Source organism: Paenibacillus sp. FSL P4-0127 (genome assembly GCF_038007325.1).
Lineage (GTDB): Bacteria > Bacillota > Bacilli > Paenibacillales > Paenibacillaceae > Fontibacillus > Fontibacillus macerans.
Window position 1 is genome coordinate 4,862,675 of record NZ_JBBOWY010000001.1, and the last position, 14,945, is coordinate 4,877,619.

Genomic DNA, 14,945 nt, shown 5'->3' on the forward strand with positions numbered 1-14,945 from the left:
AAAAGAAACGTCACTTGACGAAGGGAAACAGCAGCTTTTGATTTTCCGGCCACAGCATATTGTCCAGATCGATCAGCTTGGTGTCGGTCGGCAGTTTGTCTTCCAATTTCTCGCCGTGGGCCGCCTTCACCGCGGCGGTCACGGCCAAATAACCGTTGTTGAACGGATTTTGCACGACCATCGCCTGCACTTTTTCCTCCTGCAGCAGCTCCAGCATTTCCGGCGGATTGTCAAAGGCGATCATCTTTATATGACCGTTTCCCGATTCATCCACCGCTTTGCCCGCTCCGATCGAGGACTCCGCGCTTAGAGAGACGATGCCGTCCAGGCCGGGGAACCGTTTCAGCATATCCACCGTCAGGTTGTACGCCAGCGTTTCGTCCGAGCCGCAATACAAGGTATCAACGACCTTGACCCCGGGAAACCGGGCGACATAGTCGAGGAAGCCCTCCTCCCGCTGACCCGCGTTGCGGGCCCCTTTCACGAAATTGATGATCCCGATTTCACTGTCCGGACCGGTCAGCTCCACCAGGCGTTCCGCCGCCTTCTGGCCCGCTTCATAATTGTTGGTCCCGACGTACGTTTTCACTTTTGTGGACGCCACCTCCGAATCGATGGAGATGACCGGAATATTAAAATAAGATGTCCGGTCCGTCGCCTGTCCCAGCGCCTCATAGTCGGTGGCCGCCAGCACGATCGCGTCCGGCTTGCGCTTGATTGACTCCTCCATCAGCCGGATCTGGCCCTCCACGTCGTTTTCGTTATCCGGGGCAAGAAAATTCAGTTGGACATTATATTCTTTGGCTGCGACCTCCGCCCCCAGCTTCGTCGTCTTCCAATAATCGCCGCGGTCCATTTTGACGATCATATCGACAACGACCGGTTTCCCGTTATCCGGGGGCAAATTCCCGGACCCGGCGCACGAAGACAACAAAACGGCCAGCACAACCTCCAGCATTGCAAATACCGCTTTCGGCATAAGTCTGCTCATGATTCCACCCCGTCCTTTTGCGCATTCTCCGGCTTGACCGCCGGAATCGTAATCGTTGCCAACGTCCCTTCCTCCGGCTCGCTGTCGAACTTTAATCCGTAGCCTGGACCGTAATACAGCACAATCCGCTCCTGCACATTGCGTACGCCGACGCCCGAACCGGATTCGCTGCGCACCGCGCCTTTCATCAGCTTTTCCACCGTTTCCGGCGGCATGCCGACGCCGTTGTCGCGGATGCGGAATACCAGATGTTCCCCCTCCAAACGGGCCTCCACGCCGATAAAACCCGCTTCCGCCGATTTCTCGATGCCATGATGGATCGCATTTTCCACCAGAGGCTGCAGGATCAGCTTTAACGTCCGGCATTCGAGCGCCGCTTCATCGGCCACGATCTCGTACCTGAACTTGTTCTTGAAACGGATCGTCTGGATGATCAGGTAGTGCCGCACATGCTCCAGCTCTTCCTGGACGGAAATGACATGGCTGCCTTGGCTTAAACTGATGCGAAAAAAACGCGACAGCGAGGTAATCGTCGTCACGACTTCCTCGTTCCTTCCCAGCTCCGCCAGGCGCGTTGCCGAATTCAGCGTATTATAGAGGAAATGCGGATTGATTTGCGACTGCAGCACGTCAAGCTCGCTTTTCCGCTTCGCTTCCTGCTCCTGGATGATCTGGTCCATCAGCTCGCGGATCCGCCGCAGCATCAGGTTGAATCTCTTGGACAACTGCTCCACTTCATAAGCCCCGCTCACGTGGACAATCGTGCCGAAATCGCCGCGTTCAACCATCTGCACCGATCTTTCCAGCCTGCGGATCGGCTGTGAAATGCGGGCGGATACGTAGATGTTGATGGCGAGTATGATGATGATCACCGCGGGCAGGAACCAAGTCAAAAAGACGCCAAGCTCCCGCTTCGTCGTCAAAAACTCGTCCGCGTAAGCCACGCCGACGATTTTCCAGCCGGCCGGCTTCACCGTTTGAATCGTAATGATGCGCTGCTCCCCGTCGGATTCGTCGAAATACCGGCCGTAGGCGTAGTTAAGCACCGGCTCCAAATTCTCGTATTTCAATCCGGCATAGATGAGCTGCTGCTGAGGATGGTATACGATATTCCCGACCGCGTCGATAATGTAAGCGTAGCCTTTTTTGCCGAGGCTGACGCGCTGGCTGAGCTGGTCGATGGTGCGGAAATTGATGTCGATGACCAGCACGCCCTGTTTCAGCGAATTCCGGTCCCAGTATTGGACCGTTTTGCTCATCGACACGACCCAACGGTACTCCCATTTAAACAAATTTTGAATATGGGGCGGCGTAAACTGCAGCTTGCCCGGGTTCTCCATCGCGGATTCGAACCACAGCTGCTCCTGAAGCCTCGTATTTTGACGCATCGGAATTTCCGGGACATTGCGCACCAGCTTGCCTTCTTCGGTAAACAGCGCGATCGACACCAGATCCTCCCGCGTATTCAGCACCGTACCGAGCTCGTTCCCGAGCCGCTCGTCCGAAGCAGCTTCGGGCGTTGAAGCGATTTTGTGCTCCGTAAGTTCGAATACATCCTGCATCCCGCTCACGTAGAGCTCCAAATTGGAGTTCACCTGCTCGACGATTTCCTCCAGGCTAAGCTCCACATTCTTTTCGGCGGCGCGGGTAAAACGGTTGTACAGCAAAGTGCTGACCAGCACGACCGTAAGCACCGTAACGATGATGGAGGAAAAGGAGATAAGCGTCTGAATATTCCGGATATGAAAACCCCGAAGCAGCTGTTTGGCCGATTTCCACAGCCTCATGGATTTCTCGCCCCGCCGCGGTATTCTTTGGGGGAGATGCCGAATTTTTTACGGAAGCAAAAGCTGAAATAGTTCGGATCGGAAAAACCGACCCGCTCGGCGATTTCAAACGCCTTCAAATCGGTGGCGGCGAGCAAACGCTGGGCGGCTTCCATCCGCACCCCCAGCAAATAGCTTACAAAGGTCGTTTTCGTTTCCTTTTTGAAAATATTGCTGAAATAACCGGCGCTGATATGCAAATGCCGGCATACTTTGGCGATCGAGAGATCGTGGTCCCCGTAATTGGCCAAAATGTATTCCTTTGCTTCCTCAACCAGCTTGTTATAGCTGGATTGACGGTCCGAAGCGATCGAATGCTTCAGCTTCATGCAAATGTCCAAAAACCAGGCTTTCGCCTCGTCCGCGTGGGCAAATTTGGCAAATGTTCCGAGAAAACCGGGCCCCTCGCCAAACAGCTTGTCCAAATCCGCATGGCTGTCCTTGGCCACTTTGATGACCGCAGTCAACATTTCCAGCAGGTAAACCTGGAAGTCCTGATAGGATACTTTGTTGTCGGCCAATACGCCAAACATGTCCTCAAGGAGCCGCTCCAGCTCCTGATCGCTTCCCACTTTCAGGCAGCGCACCAGTTCCTTCTCTTTCAGTTCATCGACCGCCAGCGGCACGTACTCCCGGGACTCCACATCCTCGATCCAGATCACCTTGTTCCCGCCCAGGATCACCCGGTAATCAAGCGCCTTCAGCGCTTCCTCATAGGAGGTTACGGCATCGTTCAGACGGGCGGCCGCCCGGCCGGCTCCGATCGTGACCGTCAGCTTCAGAAACCGCTCCACACTGAAGCGGATTTCCTCCAGCAGCTGCAGCGTCCGGGCGGCCAGATCCTCGCTGCCCTCATGGCGCCGGATGCTCAGCAGCACCACCTCGTCATGGTGGATAAACGCTTTATCCGCCGGATGCCCTTTTACGATTTCATCGGCGATATTATAGACGGCGAACAACCGCAGTTGGGTATCGTTCGTATCTTTTAAAGATATCGAACCGCTTGCCATGCGGGTTTTATCCCCGCCTCCGTTGCCTGCCGCTTCCTTCCTGCCCGGCGCGGCATCGATGCGAAGAACCGAAACCATGTATTCGCTGCCGTTTAAATCAAGCCCGTAATGCTGGCTTTTTTCCTGGATCTCCGTTTCCCTTAGCCGCCTGGATACGAGCGAGGACAGGAACAGACTTTGGAGCACGGGGAGGTTTTTGCGGTAATGCTCGGTCAGCAGCTGCACGTTTTCCTTTTCGGCGAGCTCCGCGTCGATCTGCTCCTTCACCTTGCGCAAAATATCCGCCAGCTCCGCCGCCGAAAACGGTTTCAAAATATACTCGTCGATGCCGAGCCGGATCGCTTTTTGCGCATATTCGAATTCCTCGTAACCGGTCAGGATAATGATCTTCGTCGCCGGATAATGGCCGCGGATCCACTCGGCTAACTGCAGGCCGTTCATAAACGGCATTTGAATATCGGTAACGACTACATCAGGCACATGCTTCTCGACCATTTCCGCGGCTTCCTTGCCGTTTTCGGCCGTGTCCGCCACCGCAAACCCGACGCTTTCCCAGTCGATCAACTGCAGCAGCCCTTCCCGCACATCCTCTTCGTCATCGGCCAAAATCAACTTGTACATCGGTGGACCATCCTCTTTCATTCTCTTTCATTCTCTTTCATTCTCTTTCATCCTCTTCTTTATCCCTGGAATTCCCCCCGATTTTATCGTATCGCCCGCAAAAAGTAAATGACGCTCCGGTAAACGCGGAAGGACGAGAAGCAAGACCTTAGTCTAGTTTTATTTCCGCCTCCGGTCTGTTTTTGTATTCCCGCAAACGAAGTACCATGATAATATCAAATGGAACTGCAATCAATTCAAATGTTGGTGGTTAAACAATGTCGAATGAAACGCAAATCTACATCTTATTAAGCAATCCGAAAACCTGGGTCGCCAAGATGATCGGCCTTTATACGAGAGCCCCGTTCAATCATGCTTCCATCGCTTTTGACCCCGAGCTCCGCGAAGTTTACAGCTTCGGGCGAAAGCACCCGCTCATTCCGATTTACGGCGGGTTCGTCAAGGAAGACATTCACGGCGGCGTATTCGCAAAAGCAACCTGCGCCTTGTACAGCTGCAAAGTCAGCAAGGAAACCTATATGCACATGCGAAACTACGTGAAAAAATTCGAAGAAAACGGCGAACAGTATAACTATAATTTTCTCGGCCTTTTGGGCGTCATTCTCAACATGGAGCTAGGCGGGGAAAAATCCTATTTTTGCTCCCAGTTCGTCAGCGCCGTGTTTCAGGAAGCCGGCGTCAAGCTGCTCGACAAGTCCGCCGGGTTAACGACCCCGTCCGATCTGTCGACCTGCTCCTTCCTGAAGCTGGTGTTCCGCGGAAACCTGGAAACGTACCGCGAGCTGTACTGCTATTCCCGCAGAACCGCGGCTTCGCTGGAGCAGCATCAATTGTATGCCGCGAATTAATTCTGGCAAGCAAGCGAGCGCATAAGGGAAAAAAATGGCGTTATTTCGGCCGTTTCCCCCATTTCGAGTGAAATAGGGGAAACTTATGTCGCTATTTTTTCAAATCGCAGGGGGATGCCCGCTTTTGGCATCATTCATCGGAAAATAAGGACATAAAATTCCGCTAATGGGGATGAACATGTTCAACTCTGGAAAATAAGACCTTAAAGTTCCGCTATTTTTATAACTTTAATAGCAAAGGGCTGCACTCCCTCCGGCAGCCGGTCACCGGCCGCATATGCTCTGGGGAACGCAGTCCTTTGTTGATTTGCGGCACTTGGCACCGTACGCAAGCTTTACGGCGAAACGGCCGTTTTTGCTTTCCTCGCCGGGAAACGCCGGGAAACGCTTGCCGCCTGAAAGCTTGCTGTGCAGCCATACAGAATCGTCCGCATTTTAGGCCAGGTAAGCCTCCTTAACCTGCTCATTGGATAGCAGCCGCCCGGCTTCATCCTCCAGCAAAATTTCCCCGGTCTGCATCACGTAGCCGCGATGGGCGATCTGCAGCGCCTGAAAAGCGTTTTGCTCCACCAGCAGCACGGTCATGCCTTCCCGGTTCAGCTCCTGGATGATTTCGAAAATCTGCTCCACAATGATCGGGGCCAGCCCCATCGACGGCTCATCAAGCAGCAGGATTTTCGGCTCCATCATCAGCGCCCTGCCGATCGCAAGCATTTGCTGTTCCCCGCCGCTCATCGTTCCGCCCATTTGCCCAAGCCGTTCCTTCAGCCGCGGAAAATAAGCAAACACCCGCTCCATCCGTTGCTTGACCGCCTTTTTATCGCCTACCGAAAAAGCCCCCAGTTCCAAATTTTCCTTCACCGTCAGACGCGGGAAAATGCGCCGCCCCTCCGGCACGTGCGCGATCCCTTTCAGGGCCGCCCGGTGCGGCGGCAGCGAAGACATCTCGCTCCCGGCAAAGCGGATTTCACCGACGGTGTTCACCTGCCCGCAGATCGCCTTCAGCGTCGTCGATTTACCGGCCCCGTTCGAGCCGATCAGCGAGACGATTTCCCCTTCCTCCACCTTAAGAGAGATGCCCTTCAACGCCTCGATGGCGCCGTAATAAGCGCGGACTTCGCCCAGCTCCAAGAGACTCATGAAATCACCTCAAGCCTACGCGCTTCCGGAGCAACCGCGCTTTTTCCCAAATACGCTTCAATCACTTTCGGATGGCTGCGGATCGCCTCGGGGCCGCCTTCGGCAATCTTCATCCCGTAGTCCAGCACCAAAATATGCTCGGACAACTCCATCACCAGCTTCATATCGTGTTCGATCAAAATAATCGTCATCCCGGTATTCTCCTGGATCTGCCGGATCAGCCCGATCAGCTCCGCCGTTTCCCGCGGGTTCATGCCCGCCGCCGGTTCGTCCAGCAGCAGCACCTTCGGCTTTGCCGCCAGCGCCCGGGCGATTTCCAGCCGTCTTTGCGCCCCGTAAGGCAAGCTTCCCGCCTGCTCGTTCAGCAGCTCCGCCAGGCCGACAAATTCCAGCAGCCGGTAAGCCTCAAGCTGAGCCTGCTCCTCTTCCTGACGGAATTTCGGCAAGGAAAGCAAAGTCCCGAGCAACCCCGCTTTCAAATGAATATGCCTGCCGACCATCACGTTTTCGAGTACGGTCATGCTGCCGAACAGGCGGATATTTTGAAACGTCCGGGCGATTCCTTGGCTCGCCACTTGATGCGGTTTGACGCCCACGATCGATTTCCCTTCCAATTCAATCACGCCTTCGTCCGGCGCATAGATGCCCGTAATCATATTGAAAAAAGTCGTTTTTCCGGCCCCGTTCGGCCCGATTACGGCGGATATTTTGCCGCGGGGGAACGAAAAATCAACGCCGTCCACCGCCGTCAGTCCGCCGAAGCGTTTCACGAGACCCTTCACCTTCAAAACGGTCATTTGCCGACACCTCCGCTCTGTTGTTTGCCCTGCTGCCGGAACGAAAGCACAGGAGAAGAACGCTGGCCCCTAAGCCGCTCGCCGTCCACCTTGCGATTTTTGGCCGAAATCAAGCCGTTAGGCCTGAATATCGCGATAAGCACAAGGATGGCGCCGAATATGAGCCGCTGCATTTTGGACGGGGAAATCGAGCTGGGGATGTTGAGCACCCCTTGCAGCGTTAGCTGGTTCAGCCAATTGGTCAGCTCTGTCAGCACCTGCAAATTGAGGATCGTTACCAGCGCCGCGCCGAGGATAACCCCCGGCACGCTGCCCATGCCGCCCAGCAGCACCATCACCAAAATCGTGATCGATTCCAGCAGCGTAAAGCTGGTCGGATCGATGAACGTTTGCTTGGCGGCGAACACAACGCCCATCATCCCGGAAAACGAGGCGCCGATGGCAAAGGCGGTCAGCTTGGTCCGGATCAGCGGCACGCCCATCGACTGGGCGGCGATTTCGTTCTCCCGGATCGCCTTCCAAGCCCGTCCGAGCCGGGAATGCTCCAGTCTTTTTACGCTGAAGATGACGAGCGCCAAAATGAACACCACGATAAAATAATACTGGTTCGGAAACGTAAACTTGTAGCCGAACAAGCTGGGCGCCTGAATCGAAGACAACCCCATCGCCCCGTTCGTAATGTTCACCGGCCTATCCAAATTGTTGAAAATGATCCGGATGATTTCGCCGAAGCCCAGCGTGACGATCGCCAAGTAATCGCCTTTGACGCGCAGCACCGGCAGGCCAAGCAGCAAGCCGAACAACGCGGCCATAAACCCGCCGATTGCGATGAAGATCCAGAAAGCTCCGCCGGACAGCGGAAACAGCCCCCCGCCAATAAATTCATTCGCCTGCGGCGTCGCAAAAATCGCGTAGGTGTAAGCCCCGACGGCGAAAAAGGCGACAAATCCCAGATCGAGCAGACCGGCGAATCCGACCACGATATTCAGGCCAAGCGCCATCGCGATGTAAATGCCGCATTGCGTCGCTACCTCCATGTAGGATTGGTGCGAAGGCCCGCCCGAAGTGGCGAACGGAATGACCAGCAGCACCAAAACCGCTCCAATCGCCCATTTGACGGAGAACGGAAACGTTGTGTAATAAAGCAGCAGCAAGGAACCCAGGAGCAGCAAAAACGCAACCACGGATTTATCCGAAAAATAGACACTAGCGGCCGTAACGATCACGAACAACGAAAAAAGCGCGGCTTGCGCGGCTTTGCTGTGCCCCAGCCATACACTCAGTCGGTTCACGTAGCTTCACCTACACTTTCTCTTTGAGGGCTCTACCGAACAGCCCCTCCGGCTTGAATATCAACACCGCGATCAAAATCAGAAAAGCGACGACATCCTTGTATTCCCCGCCCAGCGTTCCGCCGGTAATCACCGACAGGTTGGCCGAGGAGAACATTTCCAGCACGCCGATAAACAAACCGCCGAACATCGCGCCCCGGATATTTCCGATTCCGCCCAGCACCGCCGCGGTGAACGCCTTCATGCCCAAAATAAAACCGATGTAAGGGTCGATCGTTCCGTATTGCTGCGCGAACAGCACGCCGGTACCGCCGCCCAGCGCGGAGCCGATAAAAAACGTCAAGGCGATCACCTTGTTGACATTGATCGACATCAGCGCCGCCGTCTCGCGGTCCTGGGCCACGGCGCGCATCGCTTTGCCCCACTTGGTCCGGTTGACGAACAGATCGAGCCCGATCATCAAAACGACGGCGACGGCCACGACGATAATCGTGTTTGTTTTCAGAAAAGCGTCGTTAAACCCGCCCCACAGCGACGACGCCCCTAGCTTGAGGTTATCGCCGTAAAGCGAGATGCCGGTCACGACGAAATTTCCGGTGCGCACATCGGCGATAAACCGCACGATATCCTGAAGCAGAAAGGAGACGCCGATCGCGGAGATCAGGGAGATCAATTTGGGAGCATTGCGGAGCGGCCGGTAGGCCACCCGCTCGATCCCGATTCCCATCACCCCCGTAAACACCATCGCCGCCGCGAGGATCAAAAAGTAAGCCAATCCGGCCGGCAGACCGCCGAGCCAGCCGGCGGAGCTCATCCCAAGCAGTACCGCCGTTCCTACAAAAGCGCCGGTCATAAATATTTCGCCATGGGCAAAATTAATGAATTCAAGAATACCGTAAACCATCGTATACCCGATCGCCACCACGGCGTAAACCGCGCCCAAAGTAAGGCCGTCCACCAATACCTGGGGAAGAGTTTGCAGGATCGTATCCATTATGGCCTAACCCCTTTTTTAGAAGTGTGTACGAGCTTATTTGGGCTGTTCAATTTCCGAAACCATCGCGCCCGGGTAAGCTTGGTTTTCAAACTTGTAGATAAACACCTTTGCGTATTTGTTGTCCCCTATATCGTCAAAGCTGACTTTCGTAGCCACCCCATCGAAATCGGCGGTCGCCCGCACGGCGTCTCGCACCTGTTCACGCGCCGGCAGCTTGCCGCCGTTAGCTTCAATCGCCTTTTTCACCCCGTTCAAAATAACGTTCATCGCGTCGTAGGAATATGCCGAATAGTTTTCGACCGATTTGCCGAATTTTTCCTTATATTTATCCGCCCAGGCCTGATTTGATTTGGTGATGTCGGTCGATACGGAGCTGTAGGCCACTTCCGTCAATTTATCCCCGGCAATGTCGACCATCCCCGAGGAATCGAGCGCGTCCCCGCCCATGATCGGAACGGTAATGCCCTTCTCCCGCGCCTGCTTCACAATAAGTCCGGCTTCCGCATACATCCCGCCGAAGAAGATGAAGTCCGGCTTTTTGCTGAGCACCTGGTTCAGAACGCCGTTGAAGTCTTTTTCGCCGACCGTGATTCCTTCGTAACCCGCGATCGTGGCGCCAAGCTCCTCGGCTGCGGTTTTGAAGGCGTCTGCCAGCCCCTGGCCGTAAGCCGTTTTGTCCTGGATGACAAAGATGTTTTTGGCGCCCACTGTTTTAACGGCATATTCGGCGCCGGCCGGCCCTTGGAAATCGTCGCGGGCGACGACCCGGTTCGCCACCTTCAGCTTGCGGTCGGTAAATTCCGTCGCCGTGCTGGCCGGGGATACCATCGGAATGCTGTATTTCTCATAAACGACCGAACTCGGAATGGATACGCCGGAGTTCAAGTGCCCCAGCACCGCCATAACCGCCTGATCGGCGCCGATCAGTTCGGCGTTGGCCACGCCTTTTTTCTGATCACCTTGATCGTCGTATGGAACATACTGCAGATCGAAGCCGAGTTCCTTGAATTCCGCTTGCCGTTCCTCCAGCGCCATTTGGCCCCCGAGCTTGATCGATTCCCCCTGGATCGCCGAACCGCCGGATAATGGCGACTGGGAAGCGATCTTGATGACGGTCAAAGCACCGCCGGACGAACCTCCGGCCGCCCCGCTTCCCTTACCGCCTTCGGTTCCGTTGCCGCCGCCGCTCGCGTTTCCTCCCCCGTTGGAACCGCACGCCGAAAGCAAACCAATGATGAGAAAAGAAACCAAGGAAACCGCTAAAGCTTTTTTTACCTTCATCCTTTAACCCTCCCAGAAATTGTATGCGTGCAGGCAACCGGCTTTAAAACCGCTTCGGTGGCCTACACAATGGTTTGCGTTTCTCACTGACCGCCTTTTATTATGTCATGTTAATGTAAGTTATTTTTACGCAAATCAGTATAAAAACCTCTACAACTCCATATTTACACGAGAAAGGCGATTTTTGTCAACTGTTTATTTCATATATGTAAGATATTTGAACAACATATGATATATATTATAACTTTTAAAAAACGAGCGCGATTTAAGTAGAAGCAGATTGAGGGGCATGGGGGTGGAGAAAAAGCATGCGGACTGTGCCGTAAAGTTAGTTGAGCACCAGCATACTACGAGAGGTGCAGAATTCTACGAAATGCAAAAGTGACTCAAAACCTAATAATCAGCGCTTGACATTCAAGCCGGCCGGCAACCGATCGTGGCAAGAAGTGCCGGAAAATGCGTTAAAAGCGTGAAGACAGGGAAGGCCGGTGGGTTGGTCGGCAGATGAACATCCGTTGTCCAGACGCTTTGCACGATTATACCGTTTGATCAGGTAGCAGAGAAGAAGATAATTCAGGAGAAGGAGATATATTGGAAAAAGGATATTTTCGGGATAGATAGATTTGTTTTTATGAAAAAAACATGTTCTAGATTATTTAGATAGTTTTGGAAAATAGGTTTAGGAGAAGTGCAGCAGACCTGACGGGAGAGATCGGACATGTCACCGGGAAAAATAAAAAAAACGTAATCAGGCTGCGGCCGCAAGGGGCTGGTTCGGTTGGCGCGCGATCAGCCGGCGGTAAGGGATCGCCGGAATCGCCACACACATGCGCAGCAACTTCTGCCGCATCGTTTCTTCGGCTCCGGGCAGTCCTCCGGGCAGGCGCAGCCGGCGGCGTCCGGTGTATTCGTTCAGGTACGCCTGCAGATGCTTCAGTCCCAAGGCTCCATACGTACTCTTCAGCGATTCCCACGCCTCTCTCACCACTCTCCGCAAGGGCGCATACAGCCGAAAGGCCTGAGGGAACAACTGTACCGCCGATGTACGGACATCCACATGCCCGTTGATGAACTCGGTTAGCTCTTGACGGTCTGCCCTTTTTTCACCTCCCCGCTTATGCGGCACCAGGCGGATTTTGACCTGCTCCGGCTCACCCGACTCCGTGACCGTGCATCCCGCTACGACCGCCGAGGCGTACGGATGCGAAAGCTGACACCGGGACGGATTACGCCCATACTGATCACTGTTCACCTTCACGTCTCCGGAGAGCAGCTCCCGGGCATCGAACTCCCCCACGGCATGACGTATTTTGTGCAGCACCGACCAGGCGGTCTTGTAGGTGACCCGGATCACCTTGCTCAGCCGCAGCGCCGAGATGCCGCCCGGGAGCAGGAATAAATCCAGGGCCTCGAACCACTTGAGCAAGGGGAGATGCGTTCCTTCAAAAATCGTGCCGACCAAAGGCGATGTTTGATGCTTGCACTTTCCGCACTCGAACAAGGGGATATGCCGGGAAGTCAGACGGCTGCACCGGGTATGAGCGCAGCGCGGACAGACGAAGCCGCTTGGCCACTTCATCGCGATCAGCGCCTCCATGCAGTCCTGCTCGCTGTTAAAACGGCTGTTGAATGGCTGAAGTTCCTTTCCCGCATTGATCTCCATGTTTGCCCGCCCCCGAATCAAGAATTCACGAACATAAGTTCCATTTATTTCATTATACCAAACATGCGTTCTCTAATCAAGCTGAAAATCTCACCTGAACCGTCTCATATTCACCATCTCATTTTCTTTTCTCCTTTTTTGGAACCCACGCTCTATCCCCCGCCCCCTGCTCCCTGTACGAAAGGGATAATCGTGCAAAGGCAGGCAGGGACACCAAGACACGAAAGCTAAAGACAGTCATCTCAGCCACTTACCTTAGCCACCTCAGTCCGGCATCCTGGAATTAAAACTAGAACCAAAGCCATAATTTTCGTCAAGCACTAATCACGATTTTGAGCCATAAAAAGTTCATTTCAGTTCCCGTTAAAATCGTCTTTTTATCGAATGGACCTTTATAAGATGCACTTTTACAGCTGCTCTCCAAGCACTCCAAGGCTCAGAACACAAAAAAGCCCCCTTCCCAAAAACAAGAGGGGAGCCGATATAAAATTAAGACTATCAGGTTCAATTACAATCCGTTCGCTTACAGCAGCGACTTGCTTAAACGATAACCTAAGCTCGTGAAGCCCAGGTGCTCGTAAAACGATTTGGCGGACATGTAATTCTCGCGTGCCGTGGACACGATCAGCTCCGAGCTGCTGCGCTGGCGTCCCCAGCTCTCCGCTTCTTCGATCAGGCGTTTCCCGAAACCGTTGCCCCGATGCTTCTCATCAACGATCAGAGCCGTAATCTGCGTCACCGGTCTACTCATATCATGGGTTTGATACTGCTTCAGAAAAGCCGTTCCGACAATAACCCCGTCCAATTCCGCCACCAGACTGCTGAACAACGGATGGTCTTCCAGCATGGATAGACGTTCCTTCAGCACGCTGGGCGTTGTCGGGTAACGAAGCTGGCGCATTAACGGAAGCATGTGTTGACAGTCGTCACAACATCCTTTACGAATGACCAAAGCCGGAGAAAGCACCTGAATACTCAATTGGACCATACCACCTTTAATAGATTTGCCGCTTCCTTCGCGCGGCTGCGAGCTGTTTCCACATCTTCTGCGGCACTCAGTGCGACTGCCATTCGTCTGCCCGGTTTGCATAACGGTTTTCCGAATATGCGCACCTGCGTCCGCGGCAGGCTTAACGCCTCGCCGATTCCCGCGATCCGGAAGTCTTCTCCCTCCCGGCCCTCTCCGCCTTTGAGCGTCGCCGACGCACCTGGCGTCAACAGCTCTACAGAAGGAACCGGGAAGCCCAAAATCGCGCGAACATGCAGCGCAAACTCCGACAAATCCTGGGTCACCATCGTGACCATTCCCGTATCATGGGGTCTTGGGGAAACTTCGCTGAACACGACGCCGTCCGGCGTGATAAACAACTCGACCCCAAACAGGCCGTATCCGCCCAGCGCGTCCGTGATTTTGCGGGCGATGCCCTGCGCCTCGCGCAGCTCTTCCTCGCTCATAAAGTGAGGCTGCCATGACTCCACATAATCACCGTCTCGCTGAATGTGCCCCACCGGCGGACAAAACACGGTTCCGGAAACCGAACGGACCGTCAGCATCGTGATCTCGCTCGTAAACGGCACAAACGATTCCGCGATGACCCTCGTGTTTTGGGCGCGCCCGCCTTCCATCGCCATCCGCCAGCACGCTTGCACGTCTTCCCGGCTGCGGCACACGCTTTGCCCTTTGCCGGAAGAGCTCATGAGCGGCTTAACCACGCAAGGCAGTCCAAGTTCGGCAACCGCCGTTTCCAGCTCCTCCAAACTGTCCGCAAACCGGTAATCCGCGGTCGGCAAGCCCAGCTTCTCCGCTGCCAGGCGCCGAATTCCTTCGCGATCCATCGTCAGCCTCGCTGCCGTGGCCGTTGGAATCACTGTAAAGCCCTCGCTTTCAAGTTCGACCAGCACTTGAGTGGCAATCGCTTCCACCTCCGGGATGATTAGATCCGGCTTCATTTGCAGAATTAGCGATCTTAAAGCCTCCGGGTCCAGCATATCGATGACATGGGCTTCATGGGCAACTCCCATGGCCGGCGCATGCTCGTACCGATCGACGGCAATCGTGCGAACGCCCAGGCGCTGCGCTTCGATCACGACCTCTTTGCCAAGCTCGCCGCTGCCGAGCAGCATGATCGTTTTAGGGCTTCTTGATGCAGGGTCCCCCCACATGATACGATAAATCCCCCTTAACGCTGAGTTAACAACCAATTAACACTCTACTCTTATTTTCAGGTTTTATGGCCAAGATTGCAATACTTCTAATTAAAATTCGGGGTAATTTTCGATAAAAAGTTACAAATCGCGAAACTAGGTTTCCACCATAACGTAATAGACCCTTTTTTAGCCATCCATTACCGGTGTGTTCCAGGTTCCTTGATTCCCAAATAGCCCAATACGGCGGTGTTGTCGCAGCTTCTGAGATAATGATAGGTTCGGAGAACCGATTCTAACGGAAATCACAGACTTTATTTGGCATTGAAGTGCA

At 54.3% G+C, this 14,945-nt stretch carries 12 protein-coding genes; 1 reads left to right on the forward strand and 11 read right to left on the reverse strand.

Annotated elements, in window-relative coordinates; all coding sequences use genetic code 11:
• Window positions 1-10: 10 nt before the first annotated feature.
• Genes NYE74_RS21930 through NYE74_RS21940 form a run of 3 tightly spaced genes read right to left on the reverse strand, consistent with a single transcriptional unit; the run spans window position 11 to window position 4,448 of the window.
• On the reverse strand, window positions 11-991 hold the full coding sequence (locus tag NYE74_RS21930) for a substrate-binding domain-containing protein (protein WP_036623732.1): 981 nt from the start codon (window positions 989-991) through the stop codon (window positions 11-13).
• Window positions 988-2,778 carry a sensor histidine kinase gene (locus NYE74_RS21935; RefSeq protein ID WP_036623733.1) on the reverse strand — a complete coding sequence of 597 codons (1,791 nt, stop codon included), beginning with the start codon at window positions 2,776-2,778 and terminating at the stop codon, window positions 988-990. The genes NYE74_RS21930 and NYE74_RS21935 overlap by 4 nt, the downstream gene beginning before the upstream one ends.
• On the reverse strand, window positions 2,775-4,448 hold the full coding sequence (locus NYE74_RS21940; RefSeq protein WP_124332931.1) for a response regulator: 1,674 nt from the start codon (window positions 4,446-4,448) through the stop codon (window positions 2,775-2,777). The genes NYE74_RS21935 and NYE74_RS21940 overlap by 4 nt, the downstream gene beginning before the upstream one ends.
• 257 nt (window positions 4,449-4,705) lie before the next feature.
• Here NYE74_RS21940 and NYE74_RS21945 point away from each other — a divergent pair, with 257 nt between their 5' ends.
• Window positions 4,706-5,296: a hypothetical protein gene (locus NYE74_RS21945; RefSeq protein WP_316561612.1), complete on the forward strand. Its 591-nt coding sequence runs from the start codon at window positions 4,706-4,708 to the stop codon at window positions 5,294-5,296.
• 435 nt (window positions 5,297-5,731) lie between these two features.
• On the opposite strand, the gene NYE74_RS21950 is transcribed toward NYE74_RS21945, so the two are convergent.
• The 8 genes from NYE74_RS21950 to purT all read right to left on the reverse strand — a co-directional run bounded on the left by NYE74_RS21950 (window position 5,732) and on the right by purT (window position 14,629).
• Window positions 5,732-6,436, reverse strand: coding sequence for an ABC transporter ATP-binding protein (locus NYE74_RS21950; RefSeq protein WP_124332930.1), 705 nt, complete (start codon window positions 6,434-6,436; stop codon window positions 5,732-5,734).
• Window positions 6,433-7,233, reverse strand: a complete 801-nt coding sequence (locus NYE74_RS21955) for an ABC transporter ATP-binding protein (protein WP_036623738.1) — start codon at window positions 7,231-7,233, stop codon at window positions 6,433-6,435. The genes NYE74_RS21950 and NYE74_RS21955 overlap by 4 nt, the downstream gene beginning before the upstream one ends.
• On the reverse strand, window positions 7,230-8,516 hold the full coding sequence (locus tag NYE74_RS21960) for a branched-chain amino acid ABC transporter permease (protein WP_124332944.1): 1,287 nt from the start codon (window positions 8,514-8,516) through the stop codon (window positions 7,230-7,232). Before NYE74_RS21960 ends, NYE74_RS21955 begins: the two co-directional genes overlap by 4 nt.
• Before the next feature lie 19 nt (window positions 8,517-8,535).
• Complete coding sequence (locus NYE74_RS21965) at window positions 8,536-9,519, reverse strand: branched-chain amino acid ABC transporter permease (RefSeq protein ID WP_124332929.1); 984 nt, start codon at window positions 9,517-9,519, stop codon at window positions 8,536-8,538.
• 36 nt (window positions 9,520-9,555) lie between these two features.
• The gene (locus NYE74_RS21970) at window positions 9,556-10,803 is read right to left on the reverse strand and encodes a branched-chain amino acid ABC transporter substrate-binding protein (RefSeq protein WP_124332928.1); all 1,248 of its coding nucleotides are present in this window, start codon (window positions 10,801-10,803) and stop codon (window positions 9,556-9,558) included.
• 748 nt (window positions 10,804-11,551) lie between these two features.
• Window positions 11,552-12,466 (reverse strand): transposase, encoded by a 915-nt coding sequence (locus NYE74_RS21975; protein ID WP_124332927.1) that lies wholly within the window; start codon window positions 12,464-12,466, stop codon window positions 11,552-11,554.
• A 523-nt stretch (window positions 12,467-12,989) separates the two neighbouring features.
• Window positions 12,990-13,445 (reverse strand): GNAT family N-acetyltransferase, encoded by a 456-nt coding sequence (locus NYE74_RS21980; protein ID WP_036623741.1) that lies wholly within the window; start codon window positions 13,443-13,445, stop codon window positions 12,990-12,992.
• Entirely contained in the window at window positions 13,442-14,629 is a 1,188-nt protein-coding gene (gene purT / locus NYE74_RS21985; RefSeq protein ID WP_124332926.1) for a formate-dependent phosphoribosylglycinamide formyltransferase, read from the reverse strand. Before purT ends, NYE74_RS21980 begins: the two co-directional genes overlap by 4 nt.
• Window positions 14,630-14,945: the final 316 nt, after the last annotated feature.

Coding starts and splice junctions, on each gene's coding strand:
- NYE74_RS21950 (WP_124332930.1), bottom strand. CDS start 6,436: ATGAGTCTCTTGGAGCTGGGCGAAGTCCGCGCTTATTACGGCGCCATC.
- purT (WP_124332926.1), bottom strand. CDS start 14,629: ATGTGGGGGGACCCTGCATCAAGAAGCCCTAAAACGATCATGCTGCTC.
- NYE74_RS21970 (WP_124332928.1), bottom strand. CDS start 10,803: ATGAAGGTAAAAAAAGCTTTAGCGGTTTCCTTGGTTTCTTTTCTCATC.
- NYE74_RS21965 (WP_124332929.1), bottom strand. CDS start 9,519: ATGGATACGATCCTGCAAACTCTTCCCCAGGTATTGGTGGACGGCCTT.
- NYE74_RS21945 (WP_316561612.1), top strand. CDS start 4,706: ATGTCGAATGAAACGCAAATCTACATCTTATTAAGCAATCCGAAAACC.
- NYE74_RS21955 (WP_036623738.1), bottom strand. CDS start 7,233: ATGACCGTTTTGAAGGTGAAGGGTCTCGTGAAACGCTTCGGCGGACTG.
- NYE74_RS21975 (WP_124332927.1), bottom strand. CDS start 12,466: ATGGAGATCAATGCGGGAAAGGAACTTCAGCCATTCAACAGCCGTTTT.
- NYE74_RS21930 (WP_036623732.1), bottom strand. CDS start 991: ATGAGCAGACTTATGCCGAAAGCGGTATTTGCAATGCTGGAGGTTGTG.
- NYE74_RS21935 (WP_036623733.1), bottom strand. CDS start 2,778: ATGAGGCTGTGGAAATCGGCCAAACAGCTGCTTCGGGGTTTTCATATC.
- NYE74_RS21940 (WP_124332931.1), bottom strand. CDS start 4,448: ATGTACAAGTTGATTTTGGCCGATGACGAAGAGGATGTGCGGGAAGGG.